Source organism: Clostridioides sp. ES-S-0006-03 (assembly GCF_020662275.1).
Taxonomy (GTDB): Bacteria; Bacillota; Clostridia; order Peptostreptococcales; family Peptostreptococcaceae; genus Clostridioides.
In genome coordinates this window covers 39887-56530 of sequence record NZ_JADGMM010000007.1, presented here as the reverse complement: position 1 = coordinate 56530, position 16644 = coordinate 39887, and the positions used below count along the sequence as shown (strand labels likewise).

Below are 16644 nucleotides of genomic sequence, written 5' to 3'. Positions count from 1 at the left end.
CTAAATATCTAAAAACCTACTGATTTATTAAAATATAAAGATTGTCCATTGTCTTGTTTTAAGCTTTAACATATACTATATTTAATTTTATAAAAATACTTGATCAATATATTTTTAAACTTAGTTTATATTACTGGTTTATCTTAAGATTCGGAACTGCATTCAGACTCATATCATGTGTTTTATTGTTTATAAAATTATAATATCCTGCGCAACCTATCATAGCAGCATTATCTGTACATAAAATTAAAGGAGGATATTTAACTATAATTCCACTCTCTTTTGCAAGTTCTGTTATTTTAGCTCTAAGACCAGAGTTGGAAGCAACTCCACCAGAAAGAGTTATAACATCATAACCTTTATCTTTTGTCGCTTTTAATGCTTTAGTAGCTAAAACTTCAACTACTGCTTCTTGAAAAGATGCAGCAACATCTTCAACTACTATTTCTTCGTTTTTCATCCTTTTTCCATTTAAATAATTTAATACAGAAGATTTTAGACCACTAAAACTAAAGTCATAGCTATCATCTTCTAAATAAGCTCTTGGAAATTCTATAGCATGCTTATTCCCTTTTTTAGCTAAATTATCAATAATAGGTCCTCCTGGATACCCCAAATTCATAGCCCTTGAAATCTTATCAAAGGCTTCTCCAGATGCATCATCTCTAGTCTTTCCTAAAATTTCATATTTACCATAATCTTTAACTTCTACTAAGTGAGTATGACCTCCAGATACTATTAATGTTATAAAAGGAGGTTTTAAATCTTTATGCTCTATATAGTTTGCACTTAGATGTCCTTCAATATGATTTACTCCTACAAGAGGAATATCCAATGTATATGCAAGTGCTTTAGCATAAGATAATCCTACTAATAAAGCCCCTACTAGTCCTGGGCCATATGTAACTGCAATGTGGTCTATATCATTAAATCCTATATTTGCCCCATCTAAAGCTTCTTGAACAACTATATCAATATTTTCAACGTGTTTTCTTGAAGCCACCTCTGGTACTACTCCGCCAAACTTTTTATGTGTTTCTATTTGAGTAGAGATTATGTTTGAAAGTACTTCTCTACCATTTTTTAAAACTGATGCAGCTGTTTCATCACAGCTACTCTCTATAGCTAATGTTATTATATCACCCATAAACTCTACACCTCTTTTAATTGATTCCACATTATAATTGCATCTTCTTTGTTATCATTATAGTATTCTTTTCTGATTCCACCAATTTTAAATCCATATTTTCTATATAGATTTTGTGCTATTTTATTTGATGCTCTAACTTCTAATGTCATAGACGCAATATTATTATCTTTACATAAATCAACTAATCTTTTTATTAACTTATCTCCTATTTTTTTGCCTCTATAGTCACTATGAACAGCCACATTATTTATATGACCTTCATCAAGTATAAGCCAAATTCCAACATATCCAACTACTTTTCCATCTAGTTTTGCTACTATATACTTTGCTACTTCATTAGATAACTCTTTTCTAAAAGATTCTTTTGACCAATAATCTTCAAAACAATTTTTTTCCACTTCAAAAACTTCATCTATATCTTTAATAGTCATTTCTTCTATTTTTACATCATCTATTATTTGTTTTGTATTATCTTTCATTATTTATCCTCTTCATTTTTTCGTCATATTGTACTTCGGCCTGAGATTTTCTGATATACATAGGGTTTATTGTATAACAAGTATGTACATCTATATTTTTACTATATTTATTTAGTGCTACAGAACATAAGCTTCCTGCTTTAGATACATTATGAGTTGGTGAAGGTATCTTTATATTTTTTACGTTTTCTAGCTCATCCTTATATTTATAAACAGCTTCTCCAACTATTATAAATTCTTCATCACTTGATTTAATTTCCTTTAGTAAAGTTTCAAATTCTACAACATCAACACTATCTAACTCTATTAACTCTCCATCTTCAAACTTATATTTAGCTGAATACACCTGATTTTTTTGTGCATCTAATATAGAGCATATTTTTCTTTCACATAAATTCATATTACCTGCTAAAGATTCTAAAGAATTTACTGCTATTATTGGTAGATTATTTACATGGGCTATAGCTTTTACTGTAGCCATACCTATTCTAAGACCTGTAAATGAACCAGGGCCTATACATATAGCTAACAAATCCATCTCTTTTATGTTTAAATCACTTATATCCAACATATTTTCTATCATTGGCATAAGCTTTTGTGAATGAGTTTTTTTGTTATTTACTGTAAACTCACAGATTAAATTATCATCTTCAACAACTGCTACACTTGCTGCCATAGAAGATGTATCTATACCTAATATCTTCATTATTTAATCAACTCCTCAACTATACTTTTATAATAATCTCCTTTTGGAGTTAATATCATTTCTCTTCCTTCATCTTTGTACCTTAATTCTATGTTTAAATATTCTTTTGGAAGTATATCTTCTATTAAATTACCCCATTCAATTATACAGATTCCATTTGAATTTATATATTCATCATATCCAATATCATACATTTCATCACTACTACCAATTCTATAAACATCAAAATGATACAAAGGTATTTTTCCTTCATATTCGTTTATTATAGTAAAAGTTGGGCTTGTTATATAATCATTTATACCTAATGAGTCTGCTAAGCTTTGTGTCATTGTGGTCTTTCCAGCTCCTAAATCCCCCACTAAACAAATTACACTACCTTCTTTTAATAATTTACCTAATTTATATCCTATTTCTCTAGTTTTACTTTCATTTTCTAAATATATTTTTGCCATTAATTCATCTCCATCTTGATATAATCGTCGTGTGAATTTATATCACTGCTTAATTAATTATAGTATAAGCCCCAACTATTATAAAGTACTTCTATTTATCTTTTTTGTTTATCTTTCAATATTGATGATTCTATTAAAACTTATATATAATCATCAATAGCAATCCTTACATATTCTTTTGCCTTACAATTTTGTTTCAGGGCTTCTTTACATATTTCCTCTGATTGCTCTTTTACATACTTGAGAGATTTATAATTTTCTTTTACTGCTTCAATGCACATTTTTTCTGTTTGATTCTTTATATACATAAGCATCTTTCCATTTTGTCTTACAATCTCTGTACATATCTCTTCTGTATAGTTATCTATGTAATTTAGTACATCTTTAATATTGTACTTTTTATCCAAGTATCTTATAGCTCTTATACATGTTTCTTCTGTCTTATTATTAACAAATTGTAGGCTTCTTCCATCTTGTTTAACTGCTTCTAAACATATTCTTTCTGTCTGCTGATTTACATATTGTAATGCCATACCATTTTGACTTACAGCTTCAATACACATTTTTTCTGTTTGGTTTTGTACATATTTAAGTGCTTTATAGTTTCGTTTTATTGCTTCTATACATAATTCTTCACTTTGTTCTCTAACATATGCAAGACACCTGCCATCTTTTTTAATTGCTTCTAAACATATTTTTCTTGTTTGAACCTCTAAAGCTTTTAATATACTTACAACATCTATATTAGAAGAACATCTTATTGCTTTTATAATAAGTTCTTCTGTTTGATTTCTTACATACTTAAGTGCATTACAATCCTTTTTTATTGCTTCAAGGCATATATACTCAGTTTGTTCTTTTACATATTCAAGTGCTCTATAATTGTACCTTATAGCTTCTAAACATAATTCTTCTGTTTGCTCTTTTACATACTTCAAAGCTTTATAATTCTGTCTTATAGCTAAAATACACATACCATCTGTTTGATTATTTATATTTTCTAATTCATGATAGTCATACTTCACTCTTTCCATATTTTCAATATATTCATTCGTAATATACTTTAAAGAATCTCCTAACATTTTACTATCAATGCCTATATGAATATTTTCCCAATCACTATTAAAATAATACCCTTTATCGTCTAAAAATACTTTTTTCATTTTTTTACATACTTTCATAAATCTACTCTCCTATCATCATTAAATTAGTTATTATTAAGAATTACAATTCAAAACATTATTTATTCTTAATAATAACTTTATTTTTTGTCTATTATGAATTCGCTCTGCATATTGTAGATACCTTTTTAGTATTTTAATAGTTAATCGTTTTAATTCTTCCTTTATTTTAAAAATTAAATCTGTCTAAATATTTCTTATTTTAAATACATTTTTTGATAAATTAATAAAGCCATAATGTATTTAATACATCAATCACAACATGAGACTGAAGTTATAAATAAATTATGGCTTTCCAATATATTTAATTTTAAAATTTTATATTTTCTTGTCTGATTATTTTTTTATTACATTTCCCATTTTTTTATAAAGTGGTAATGTTACTAAAGATATTATCACAGCTTTTAGTACATTAAATGGAGCTATCATCCAAATTACAAAAGTAAATAGGTCATGAATCTTAGGATTTATAGCTGAACCTAACCCTATTATAGCATCTAGTCCCATAAATTGACCATAAAGTGGTAACATTACAAAGTAATTTAACACTGAGCCAATTATAGTCATAGCTATTGTTCCTAATACAAATCCAATTAATATGCCTTTTAAATCTTTACTTTTCTTATATGAATAACAAAGTATCATTACATAAGAACCACCAATTAATATATTTGCAAACTCTCCTACTCCTCCAGTTGTTGTTGCTGTAATCGCTTGTAGTATATTTTTTACTACAACTATTCCAAATCCAACTAATGGTCCTAAAGACATCCCTCCAAATATTGCTGGAATATCTGATAAGTCAATTTTTAAGAAATCTGGAAATATACCTGGTATTGGTGCTTGAATAAACATTAGTAAATAAGATATTGCTGATAAAATTGACATTACTACTAAAGTTCTTGTTGAAATCATATTACTTCTTTTTGCTGTACTTTGCATAATTATTATCCTCCTAATAAATATATTTATATTTTTTTAGGAAAAACAAAAAACTCGAAGACCTTATCTTCGAGTTTTTATGGATATAGTTTAAACAAACTAAAATAAACTTATTTATATTCCATAAATATCTTCTCTCATCCAGACTTTACTGTCGGCTTTGGAATTTCACCAAATCAACCACATAAGTAGTTCGCGGGCTATACCGCCGGTAGGGAATCTCACCCTGCCCCGAAGATCTTCTTTGATTTTTTAATTTTCCTTACACTCTTATATTAGTTAATTTTTTAATAATTGTCAAGTTATTTTTTTTCATACACTACTTTCCCATTTATTATAGTGTAAAGTACATTACTTTGAATCTCTAGTGGAGAATTATCCCAAATTACTATATCTGCATCTTTACCAACTTCTATAGAACCTACTCTATCTTCAATTCCTAGAGTCTTAGCTGGATTTATTGTAATGGATTCTATTGCTTTTTCTTCTTTCATTCCATGCTTAACTGCTATCCCTGCACATATTGGAAGATATTGAACTGGTATTACTGGATGGTCTGTCATTATACATACATCAAGTCCTGCATTTGAAAGTATTCCAGCTGTATTAAACGTTAAATTTCTAAGTTCAAATTTAGACCTTTCTGATAATGATGGCCCTACTATTACAGGAAATCCTTCTTCCAATAGCTCCTCCACTATAAGATGACCTTCTGTACAATGGTCTAATGTAAGCTTTAAATTAAACTCTTTTGCAATCCTTATGGCTGTGAACATATCATCAGCTCTATGGGCATGTGCTTTAAAAGGAATTTCTCCTCTTAAAACGGGTATTAAACTTTCCATTTTTACATCATATTCAGGTTTTTCACAATCTTCATCATCATGACTTTCATACAGGTCGACTTCCTCTAAATATTCTTCTGCTTTTTTAAGATTCTCTCTAAGTAATGAAGCTATTGCCATTCTAGTTTGTGGAGATTTATCATCTTGACCATAACAGCTTTTTGGATTTTCTCCAAAGGCTATTTTAGATGCTACTGGATTTTTTATTACCATTTTATCAATTCTTTTCCCATAGGTCTTTATAGCTATACATTGACCTCCCATAACATTTGCACTTCCAGGAGTTGTACATACAGAAGTTATACCACCTTCAAAAGCTTCTTTAAATGTTCTGTCCATTGGATTAATCCCATCTATAGGATTTAATTGTGGTGTTATTGGGTCAGTTTCTTCATTTCCATCTGCTCCTTCAAATCCTATACCATCTTCCCACAATCCTAAATGAGTATGGGCATCTATAAACCCTGGAAACACAAATTTACCACTTGCATCTATCACCTCTACATCTAAAGGTGCTATTAAGTCTTTTCCTATCTCTATTATTTTTCCTTGGTCTATAAGTATATCTCCCTGAATTATTCCATTTGTTATGGTATTTATATTACCATTTTTTATAAAAACCATTCATTTTCCTCCTGATTTTCAATACTATACTAACTATTTTAAATATTATCTCTTTACAGTCTCATTTCATAATTTCTTAAATTTTTTATTATGCTACTTACATTTATAATTGTTACACATAAGTATCATAACTAAACATAAATTAACCTATTTTTTCATTGATAATGCAACTCTTTTTTTATTTAAATCAATTCCAATTACCTTTACATCTACTATATCACCTACTGTAACAATACTCATAGGGTCTTTTACAAAGCTATTACTCATTTCTGATTTATGAACTAGCCCATCATTTTTTATTCCAATATCTACAAATGCTCCAAAATCTACAACATTTCTTATTGTACCTTTTAAAGACATCCCTTCTTGTATATCTTCAATTTTTAGGACATCAGTTCTAAGTATAGGCTTTATTCCTTCTTCTCTTGGGTCTCTTCCTGGTTTTTTAATCTCAGCTATGATATCTCTTAAAGTAACTTGGCCTACTTCCAATTTTTCACTTAATTCTCTTAAACCAATTTCCTTAACTTTTTCATCTATTTCTTCTATATTTTTATTTTTTACATCATCCAGAGAATATCCTATTATTTCAATCATTTTTTTGCATATATCATAACTTTCAGGATGTACACCTGTATTATCTAGAGGATTCTTTCCATCTAAGATTCTCATAAATCCAGCACATTGAGTAAATGCTTGAGGGCCAAGTCTTTTTACTTTTTTCAGTTGTACTCTTGATGTAAAGTCTCCATTTTCTTCTCTATATGCTATTATATTTTTTGCGATAACCTTACTTATTCCTGCAATATGCTCTAATAGAGAATATGATGCAGTATTTAAATCTACTCCAACACTATTTACGGAATCCTCAACAACTCCATTTAATACTTCTTCTAATCTCTTCTTATTTAAGTCATGTTGATATTGGCCTACACCTATACTCTTAGGGTCTATTTTCACAAGTTCTGCTAAGGGGTCTTGTAGTCTTCTCGCTATAGATATAGCTCCTCTTATTGATACATTTATATCTGGATGTTCTTCATTTGCGAGTTCAGATGCTGAGTAAACTGATGCACCAGCTTCGCTGACTATAACATATTGAACGTCTCTATCTATCTCTTTTATCATTTCTGACACAAATGTTTCTGACTCTCTTGATGCTGTCCCATTTCCTATTGAAATTATGTCTATATTATATTTTTCAATTAATTCTTTTAAAGTCTTCTTGGCCCCTTCTACATTATTTTGAGGGTCTGTCGGATATACTGTTGTATAGTCCAATAATTTACCATTTTTATCTACAACCGCTATTTTGCAACCAGTTCTAAATGCAGGGTCAAATCCCATAACTACTTTATCTTTAACTGGTGGTTGAAGTAATAAACTTTTAACATTTTTTCCAAATACACTTATAGCCCTTTCTTGAGCTATTTCTGTCAGATGATTTCTTATTTCTCTTTCTATCGATGGGAAAATTAATCTTTTATATGAATCTTCTATTGAATTTACAATTTCATCTTTATTCTTAAAGTTTTTATCATTTACATATTCATTTACTATATAATTTAAAACTTTATCATTATTTATTTCTAATTTGACTTTTAAAAAATTCTCTTTTTCTCCTCTATTTATTGCTAAAACTCTATGTGGAGCCATACTTTTCACTGCTTCACTATAATCATAATACATATCATAAACTGATTTCTCATCAGTAGAACTTTTACTAACTATCATTCCTTCTCTTAAAGCAAGCTCTCTTATGTATTTTCTAATCTTCGCATCATCTGAAACTGTTTCTGCAATTATATCTCTTGCACCTTTTAAGGCATCCTCAACAGAAGTTACTTCTTTTTCTTCATTTATATAACTCTTCGCCTCTAAATCTATATTATCTAGATTACTCTTTAGTATTGATACTGCTAGATTTTCTAACCCTTTTTCTTTTGCTATTGTTGCTCTAGTTCTTTTCTTTTGTTTATATGGAGCATATATATCTTCTACTTCTTGTAGTGTTTTTGCTTTTTCTATATTTTGTGTTATCTCATCTGTTAATTTTCCTTGTTCATCTATTAATCTAACTACATCATCTTTTCTACTTTGAAGGTTTCTTAGATACATCAATTTTTCATAGAATTCTCTTAATGTGACATCACTCATCTCACCAGTCATTTCTTTTCTGTATCTAGCTATAAATGGTATTGTATTTCCTTCATCAATAAGCTTTAGTGTATTATTTATTTGTTCATCTTTGAGATTAAATTCATTTTTTAAGATTTGATTTATATCCAATTTTTTTCACTCCTAATGTTAGTTTTTTCATAAGTATAACAAACAGAACGAAGGCTGAGGGTTGTAGTCCTCAGCCTAAGTGCTGTAAAGTGCATAGTAAGCACTAACCTTCTTATATATCTATCTTAATTACTGTACATTGTTTATTAAACTGTCTTATTCATTTTTAAGTATTCGTTGATAAACAAGTCTATATTCCCATTCATCACACTATCTACATTTCCAAACTCAGCATTTGTCCTATGGTCTTTGACTAACTTATATGGTTGGAAAACATAGGACCTAATTTGGCTACCCCACGTTATTTGTGAGTATTTGCCTTGTATATCTTCTATTTTTTCCTTTTGCTCTAATTCTTTTAACTCTATCAATTTTGCCATCAAAAGTCTCATAGCTCTATCTTTATTTAAATGTTGAGACCTTTCATTTTGACACTGAACCACTACACCAGTAGGAATATGTGTTATTCTAACAGCTGAATCAGTTGTGTTTACATGTTGTCCTCCAGCACCAGACGCTCTATATGTGTCTATCTTCAAATCTGATGAATTAATTTCTACTTCTATATTTTCATCTAACTCTGGTGTTACATCTATAGAAGCAAATGAAGTATGTCTCTTTCCTGATGGGTCAAATGGAGATATTCTTACCAATCTATGAACCCCTTTTTCACTTTTTAAATATCCATAAGTGTTGGTTCCTTCTACAAGAATTGTAGCTGTCTTTATTCCCGCTTCAGGGTCTGATATTATATCTAAAAGCTTAACTTTATAACCCTTACCTTCTGCCCATCTTATATACATTCTTAAAAGCATCTGAGCCCAATCTTGAGCGTCTAGACCCCCAGTTCCAGCATTTATAGATAATATAGCATTATTTTTATCATACTCGCCATTTAAAAGAGTTTTTATTTTCATCTCAGATAATTTTTCTTCTATTGATTCTATAGACATTTCTATATCCTTTTCAACAGAATCATCCTCTTCTTCTAGGCCTATTTCAATCAATACTTCTACATCTTCTAATAAGTTTTTTAGACTTTCATATTCATCTATGGTTTCTTTTAAAGCTTTGTTTTCTTGAAGTACTTTTTGCGCTACTTCATTGTCATTCCAAAAATCTTGTTTATTTATCTTCTCTTCATTAATTTTTATCTTTTCCATCAATGAAGCTACGTCAAAGAGAAACCCTCAATTCTTCTAAATTTGAAGCTATTTGCTCCACACTATGTCTATACTCTTGTATCTTTAACATTTAATCCTCCAAAACTATCTTCCACAACAGTTTTTATATTTCTTACCACTTCCACAAGGACATAAATCATTTCTTCCAACTTTTTCATCTTTTTTAATAGTTTTACTTGTTGGAAGAGTTCCATCTGAGGGAGAAGTTAGATTTTCAACATCTACAACTGCTTTTCTTTCTACTGGAGCCTCTATTGTTATATTAAATAAATATCTTACAGTATCTTCTTTGATATGTTTATTCATCTCATCAAACATATCAAAACCTTCCATTTTATAAGCAATAACTGGGTCTTGTTGACCTACAGCACGAAGCCCTATACCTTGACGTAATTGATCCATTGCATCTATATGGTCTATCCAATGATTATCAACAGCTTGAAGTAAGATAACTCTCTCAACTTCTCTCATTCTTTCATAACCTATTTGTTCTTCTTTTGCAGTATATATCTTCATAGCTATTTCATAAACTTTTTCTGTTATTTCAACTGGATTAAGCTTTTCTATCTCTGGGATTTCTATACTACCTTTTGGTAAGAACAGATTATACATATGTTCCTTAAATCCTTCTTCATCAAATCCTTTATCTTTTGTATAAAGAGTCACTGATTCTTCTATTATAGAATGAGTCATTGATTGTACTTGCTCTTGTAAATCTTCACCTTCTAATACACGTTTTCTCTCTGCATATATTATTTCTCTTTGCTTATTCATAACATCATCATATTGAAGTACATGTTTTCTTATTCCAAAGTTTTTACCTTCGACTTTCTTTTGTGCACCTTCAATAGACTTAGATAAGATTCTATGTTCTATAGGCATGTCTTCTTCAAGACCTATTTTATTTACGATTCCAGATATTCTATCGCTTCCAAACAATCTCATAAGGTCATCATCAAGACCTATATAAAATCTTGAGCTACCTGGGTCACCTTGACGACCAGCACGACCTCTTAACTGGTTATCTATTCTTCGAGATTCATGTCTTTCTGTACCAATTATAGCAAGTCCACCTGCTTCTACTACTTGTTTTTGTTCGTCTTCTGTTTGTTGCTTAAATTGTTTATATAATCTTTCGTACTCTGCTCTAGCTTCAAATAAAATTTCATTTCCTGCTACAGGTATTCCTTCTATTGGAGTATCAACTCTATTTACTACATCTTCTTTAAATCCATTTCTTCTCATTTCTCTCTTAGTTAAGAAATCTGGATTCCCACCTAAAACTATATCAGTACCACGACCAGCCATGTTAGTAGCTATTGTAACAGCTCCAAGTCTACCTGCTTGAGCTATTATTTCTGCTTCTTTATCATGGTGTTTAGCATTTAATACTTCATGTCTAATACCTTTTTTCTTTAATATTTGTGATAGTAATTCTGACTTTTCTATCGAAACTGTACCTACAAGTATTGGTTGATTAACTTTATGTCTTTCAATTATTTCTTCAGCTACAGCATTAAATTTACCTATCTCACTTTTATATACACAATCTGGCAAGTCTTCTCTTACCATAAGCTTATTAGTAGGCACTTGGAAGACATCCATTTTATATATTGCTTTAAACTCTTCTTCTTCTGTTTTTGCTGTACCAGTCATACCTGAAAGTTTTTTATACATTCTAAAGTAATTTTGGAATGTTACAGTAGCTAGTGTTTTAGATTCTCTCTGTATTTTAAGACCTTCTTTTGCTTCTATTGCTTGATGCAAGCCTTCTGAATATCTTCTACCAAACATAAGTCTACCAGTAAACTCATCAACTATTACTATTTCTCCATCTTTAGCAACATAATCAACATCTTTTTTCATTATTACATGTGCCCTTAAAGCCTGATTTATATGGTGATATAACTCTGTATGAGATATATCTGTTATATTATCAACATTAAAATATACTTCTGCTTTTTGTATACCTGATGCTGTTAGAGATACAGCCTTATCTTTTTCTTCTAATTCATAGTCATCAGGTTTTAAAGTTAACACAAATGTATTTGCATCTGAATATAGGTGAGTTGATTTATCTCCAGGCCCAGATATAATAAGTGGTGTTCTAGCCTCATCTATAAGTATAGAGTCGACCTCATCCACTATCGCATAATTTAATCCTCTTTGAACTCTTTGCTCTTTGTGTATTACCATATTGTCTTTTAAGTAGTCAAATCCATATTCATTATTTGTACCATAAGTTATATCACAATCATATTGTTCTTTTCTAACTTTTGGATTTTGACCATGTACAATAACACCTACACTCATTCCTAAAAACTCATAAACTTTTGCCATTTGGTCTCTATCACGTTTTGCAAGATAATCATTTACCGTTACAACATGTACACCTTTTCCAGTAAGAGCATTCAAATAAACAGGAGCAGTTGCAACCAAAGTTTTACCTTCACCTGTTTTCATCTCAGCTATTCTTCCTTGATGTAATACTATACCTCCAATCATTTGAACTCTGTAGTGTCTAAGACCTAATACTCTTTTAGAAGTCTCTCTGACTACTGCAAATGCTTCTGGAAGTATATCATCTATACTTTCTCCATTTTCTAATCTTTCTTTAAATGTATTTGTCATATTTTTAAGTTCCGAGTCTGCCATAGATTCAAATTTAGGTTCTAATGAATCTATTATATCAACAGTCTTATTGAACTTTTTCAATTCTTTTTTATCTGCCATGTTGAATAAACTATCCATAAAGCTCATATTTTACATCTCTCCTCGTTCTTTATTGTACTATTATTCATTTTACCATAAAAACTATACTTTTAATATTAATTTAAAAAGCTATCGATAAATAATTTATCGATAGCTAATATGATTAAATCTAAATTGCTTTATTCATGTTCTATTATACCATATCCGCCATTATGACGTTTATAAACTACAGCTATTTCATCTGAATCTATATTCTTGAACATATAGAAATCATGTCCTACTAATTCCATTTGTAATACAGCTTCTTCTTCGCTCATTGGCTTAACACTAAATTTCTTACGTCTTTGAATTACTATATCTTGATTTTCATCTTCATAATCTTCTTGTTCATCTGCTAGATTTATCTCTGCATCTTGGAATCTTATACTCTTATTGTCTTGATGCTTATCTTGTAATCTCTTTTTATATTTTTTTAATTGTTTGCTTAATTTATCATATACAACATCTATAGCTGTGTATAAATTCTCCTGCATATCTTCTGCTCTAATTATAGGACCATTTACAGTAGCTATTGTTACTTCTATTTTTTGTCTTGTTTTTTTAGCACTTACTGTAACCTTTACATCAGTGTCTGGATGAATGTAATTATCTAACTTACTTAACTTGCTTTCGATTTTATTTTTTATTGCATCAGTTAATTCGATTTGTTTTCCAGATATAATTATGTTCATAAGTACATCTCCCTTCAATTATGCCAGTATAAGAAAATTTATACTTAATAATATATTCTACACGAAATCTCATAATCCTTCTTTTATTATTAACTTTTGTGATTTTTTCTATTCAATTGATAGAATTATTTTTCATTTTTAATCACCTTAATGCTTATGTGGATTAATATTATAACAATACCCTGTGGATAATGTGGATAAAACTGTTAATAACTCTTGTTCCTGTGTATTTAAAGCTATTTTTATTATCCTTTCTATCCACAAATATCTCCAATAATTGTTTATTAATATGTGAATTCATGTCATAAAGTGGTAATTTTAGGAAATTATATGTATTATATGTTACTTAACTTTTATAAATTTTTCATAGTTATCCACCTTCTAAAACCTCCATATTTCATTTTTTCTTTCACTATTTAGTTTAACTTCAAAATTATCTAAAAGTAGTAAAGCATCATAACAATAATTTCTTAATCAATACTCATAATATTCATATACCCAAACTACAATTGACTAACACTCTTTATTTAATCTAATAAGTTATATAAATTATATATGTTTATATTATTTCGAGATTATATCCACTAATTGTTTTAGCTTTTGTCTGTCTATATCTTCAAATGGATTTTTATCTATTCTAACAGCTGTACCAAAATGAAAATTATTTGCCTTAGTTACTCCCTTTATTTCAACTATATTATTAAAATTAAGACCTCCACCTAAAAGAATTTTTATATTATTAGAGTTAAGCATCATATCTTTTATAATTTTTATATTCTCTCTTATACTTCCCTTTCCCCCTGACGTTAATATATTTGTAATTCTGTCATAATTCTTTAAAAGATTAACACTTTCTATTGTATTTGATTCATCTATTGCTCTATGAAATGTAACATCAAGATTATCGCAATATTGCAACAAAAAATTTAAATTTTCTTCATCTATATTATTATTCTTGTCTAACATTCCAAATACAACTCCATTAGCTCCAATCTTTTTGACTGTATTTATATCTTTTAACATTATATTTATGTCTTCTTTACTATATACAAAGCTTTTAGCATGTGGTCTTATCATTACGTTCACAGGTATCTTTACACTGTTAACAACACTTTCTATAAGTCCAAAACTTGGTGTTAGCCCTCCTTCAGTTAAAGCACTAACTAATTCTATTCTATCTGCGCCACAATCTTCTATAATCTTAGCGTCTTCTACTGTCATTCCTATTATCTCTAGCATAACTACTCCTTTGCTAATTCATATATTGCATTTGAAAATATCTTTGCATTTAAGATTATATCATCTATATCCATATATTCGTCAGGATTATGTGCTATTCCTTTTTGTCCTGGAAACGAAGGTCCAAATGGAACTATATTTGGCATTACTTTTGCATATGTACCTCCATTAGTTGTTACTGGAGTACCATCTAATGATGTTACTCTTTCATAAGCTATTTGAAGTTTTTTAACAAGCTTACTATCCTTATCAAAATATACAGGGTTAAAATTAGAAATTACTTCTATCTCTGTATCATTGGGAAAATTAGATTTTATTTCATCTAAGACATCTTCTAGTTTATAACTAAATTCATATTTTACCTTTATCTCAAGTATTATGTAACTATTCTCTTTATGTAACTCTTTATTTGTGACAATCACCTTTTCAGACATATTTTCTATAAAGCTTAAAAATGTATCTTCCTTATAGTTACAGTTATTTTTGATTATAATTTTCGCCATACCTTTTTCACCATATACAACAGGATATTTGCAATCTGGTGTGAACCCCATTATAGGAGGTTTTTCATTTTTTAAATAATATGGTATATCTTTAAATCCACTTTCTTCATTTGTGCCAAAAATTATCCTAACTTTTTTATCTAACTTTAAACCTAATTCCTTAATAACATATAATCCATATAAAGCACACATTATAGGTCCTTTATTATCTAATACCCCTCTACCATAGATTTTTCCATTATATATTTCTCCTCCATAAGGTTGATATATCCAATTTTCCCCTTCATGTACTACATCTACGTGGCCAATTACACAGATATAATCTTCGCTATCTCCATATTCTGCATAACCAATATAATTGTCTAAGTTTCTAACTTTAAAGCCTAATTTTCTTGAAATTTCTAGTGCTTTATTGAGTGCTTTTCCTACCTTTTCGCCAAAAGGGAAGTCATTTTCTGACTCCCCTTCAACGCTAGGTATTTTTACAATATCTACAATATCACTTAATAAATGTTCTTTTATCTCGTCTACTTTATTGTTTATAATATTCATAAAAATCTCCTTTTAAATATTAAAGACTCTACTTTGCTGCATAAATACAAACTTTATTCACTCATTTCTATTGGAGCCTTTATCCTAGCTTCATATGCTTCCATCCACTCGTTTGACACAACCTTATGTATAGTTTTACCATCTATTCTATTTGATATATACACTGTAGGTTCTTCTGCTTTAGTAGCTACTGAGAATGTAAAGTCAGCTATGTTTGTAGCTACTCCCCATTCTCCTTTATTATTCATAGCAACTAATGATAAGTCTCCAGCTTTTCCTCGTCTTTTGATAAGTTGTTCATCTAACTCATTTACTGCTATATCACATGCCTCTTGTGGATGTTTTCCTTCTTTCATAAGTCTAACTATCTCATATGATATACACCCTTTCATCAAATCTTCTCCAAGACCAGTAGCTGTAGCCCCTCCTATGTTACTATCAACGAAAAACCCTGAACCAGATAGTGCAGAATCTCCTATTCTACCTCTTTTCTTCATAAATAGACCACTTGTTGAGGTTGCTGCACACATCTTTCCATCTCTATCTAAAGATATCATCCCAACAGTATCATGACCAGCATATGGGCTTAATCCTTTATCTAAAGTTTCTTTTTTTCTCTTCTTATAATGTAGTTTCGCTCTATCTGTTAACATATTTTTTCTTTCAAATCCATTTTTATGGGCATATTCTTCAGCTCCGATTCCAACTAAGAAATTATTCACTTTCTCATAACTTAGTTTTCTAGCTATGCTGACAGGGTTAGAATAATCTCTTATACCTGCAACTGCTCCTATATCTAGTGTGTTTCCATCCATAAATGCAGCATCAAGTTCTACTTCACAATTTTCATTTGGAAGTCCTCCATATCCAACCGATTTATAGAATGGATAATCTTCGACTCTTCTTACAGCAAGTTCTACAGCATCTCCTGCTTCCATTCCTTTTTCTAAATGTTCTGATGCTTCAGTGATTCCTTCTATAGCCATTCTCCATGTTGCTATCATTCCCCACATATCAGAAAATCCCTCCTTAATTATAGAAACTCTATCCACATA

Annotated in this window: 14 protein-coding genes and 1 riboswitch; all 14 genes read right to left on the bottom strand. The window is 29.6% G+C overall.

Annotated features, from left to right (window positions below; translation table 11 throughout):
* Window positions 1-130: 130 nt before the first annotated feature.
* The 14 genes from tsaD to IR151_RS10945 all read right to left on the bottom strand — a co-directional run bounded on the left by tsaD (window position 131) and on the right by IR151_RS10945 (window position 16602).
* Entirely contained in the window at window positions 131-1147 is a 1017-nt protein-coding gene (gene tsaD, locus IR151_RS11010; RefSeq protein ID WP_227434569.1) for a tRNA (adenosine(37)-N6)-threonylcarbamoyltransferase complex transferase subunit TsaD, read from the bottom strand.
* Between the two features lie 5 nt (window positions 1148-1152).
* Window positions 1153-1629, bottom strand: a complete 477-nt coding sequence (gene rimI / locus IR151_RS11005) for a ribosomal protein S18-alanine N-acetyltransferase (protein ID WP_227434568.1) — start codon at window positions 1627-1629, stop codon at window positions 1153-1155.
* Window positions 1619-2335, bottom strand: a complete 717-nt coding sequence (gene tsaB, locus IR151_RS11000) for a tRNA (adenosine(37)-N6)-threonylcarbamoyltransferase complex dimerization subunit type 1 TsaB (RefSeq protein ID WP_227434567.1) — start codon at window positions 2333-2335, stop codon at window positions 1619-1621. Before tsaB ends, rimI begins: the two co-directional genes overlap by 11 nt.
* Window positions 2335-2787 carry a tRNA (adenosine(37)-N6)-threonylcarbamoyltransferase complex ATPase subunit type 1 TsaE gene (gene tsaE / locus IR151_RS10995; protein WP_227434566.1) on the bottom strand — a complete coding sequence of 151 codons (453 nt, stop codon included), beginning with the start codon at window positions 2785-2787 and terminating at the stop codon, window positions 2335-2337. The genes tsaB and tsaE overlap by 1 nt, the downstream gene beginning before the upstream one ends.
* A gap of 140 nt (window positions 2788-2927) precedes the next feature.
* Window positions 2928-3968 (bottom strand): DUF4116 domain-containing protein, encoded by a 1041-nt coding sequence (locus IR151_RS10990; RefSeq protein ID WP_227434565.1) that lies wholly within the window; start codon window positions 3966-3968, stop codon window positions 2928-2930.
* A gap of 336 nt (window positions 3969-4304) precedes the next feature.
* On the bottom strand, window positions 4305-4910 hold the full coding sequence (locus tag IR151_RS10985; protein WP_227434564.1) for an ECF transporter S component: 606 nt from the start codon (window positions 4908-4910) through the stop codon (window positions 4305-4307).
* Window positions 4911-5035: 125 nt separating this feature from the next.
* Window positions 5036-5153: riboswitch (FMN riboswitch) on the bottom strand.
* A gap of 59 nt (window positions 5154-5212) precedes the next feature.
* Window positions 5213-6379: an amidohydrolase gene (locus IR151_RS10980; RefSeq protein ID WP_227434563.1), complete on the bottom strand. Its 1167-nt coding sequence runs from the start codon at window positions 6377-6379 to the stop codon at window positions 5213-5215.
* 147 nt (window positions 6380-6526) lie between these two features.
* The gene (locus IR151_RS10975) at window positions 6527-8668 is read right to left on the bottom strand and encodes a Tex family protein (protein WP_227434562.1); all 2142 of its coding nucleotides are present in this window, start codon (window positions 8666-8668) and stop codon (window positions 6527-6529) included.
* A gap of 146 nt (window positions 8669-8814) precedes the next feature.
* A protein-coding gene (gene prfB, locus IR151_RS10970; protein ID WP_227434561.1) for a peptide chain release factor 2 occupies window positions 8815-9922 on the bottom strand; the annotation gives its coding sequence in 2 pieces (ribosomal slippage) (window positions 8815-9846 and window positions 9848-9922; 1107 coding nt in all).
* A 14-nt stretch (window positions 9923-9936) separates the two neighbouring features.
* Window positions 9937-12612, bottom strand: coding sequence for a preprotein translocase subunit SecA (gene secA / locus IR151_RS10965; RefSeq protein WP_227434560.1), 2676 nt, complete (start codon window positions 12610-12612; stop codon window positions 9937-9939).
* A gap of 131 nt (window positions 12613-12743) precedes the next feature.
* Window positions 12744-13295 carry a ribosome hibernation-promoting factor, HPF/YfiA family gene (gene hpf / locus IR151_RS10960; RefSeq protein WP_227434559.1) on the bottom strand — a complete coding sequence of 184 codons (552 nt, stop codon included), beginning with the start codon at window positions 13293-13295 and terminating at the stop codon, window positions 12744-12746.
* Window positions 13296-13859: 564 nt separating this feature from the next.
* Window positions 13860-14534 carry a copper homeostasis protein CutC gene (locus tag IR151_RS10955; RefSeq protein ID WP_227434558.1) on the bottom strand — a complete coding sequence of 225 codons (675 nt, stop codon included), beginning with the start codon at window positions 14532-14534 and terminating at the stop codon, window positions 13860-13862.
* A 2-nt stretch (window positions 14535-14536) separates the two neighbouring features.
* Entirely contained in the window at window positions 14537-15589 is a 1053-nt protein-coding gene (locus IR151_RS10950; RefSeq protein WP_227434557.1) for a Sapep family Mn(2+)-dependent dipeptidase, read from the bottom strand.
* Between the two features lie 53 nt (window positions 15590-15642).
* On the bottom strand, window positions 15643-16602 hold the full coding sequence (locus tag IR151_RS10945; RefSeq protein WP_227434556.1) for a N(4)-(beta-N-acetylglucosaminyl)-L-asparaginase: 960 nt from the start codon (window positions 16600-16602) through the stop codon (window positions 15643-15645).
* Between the last annotated feature and the right edge of the window lie 42 nt (window positions 16603-16644).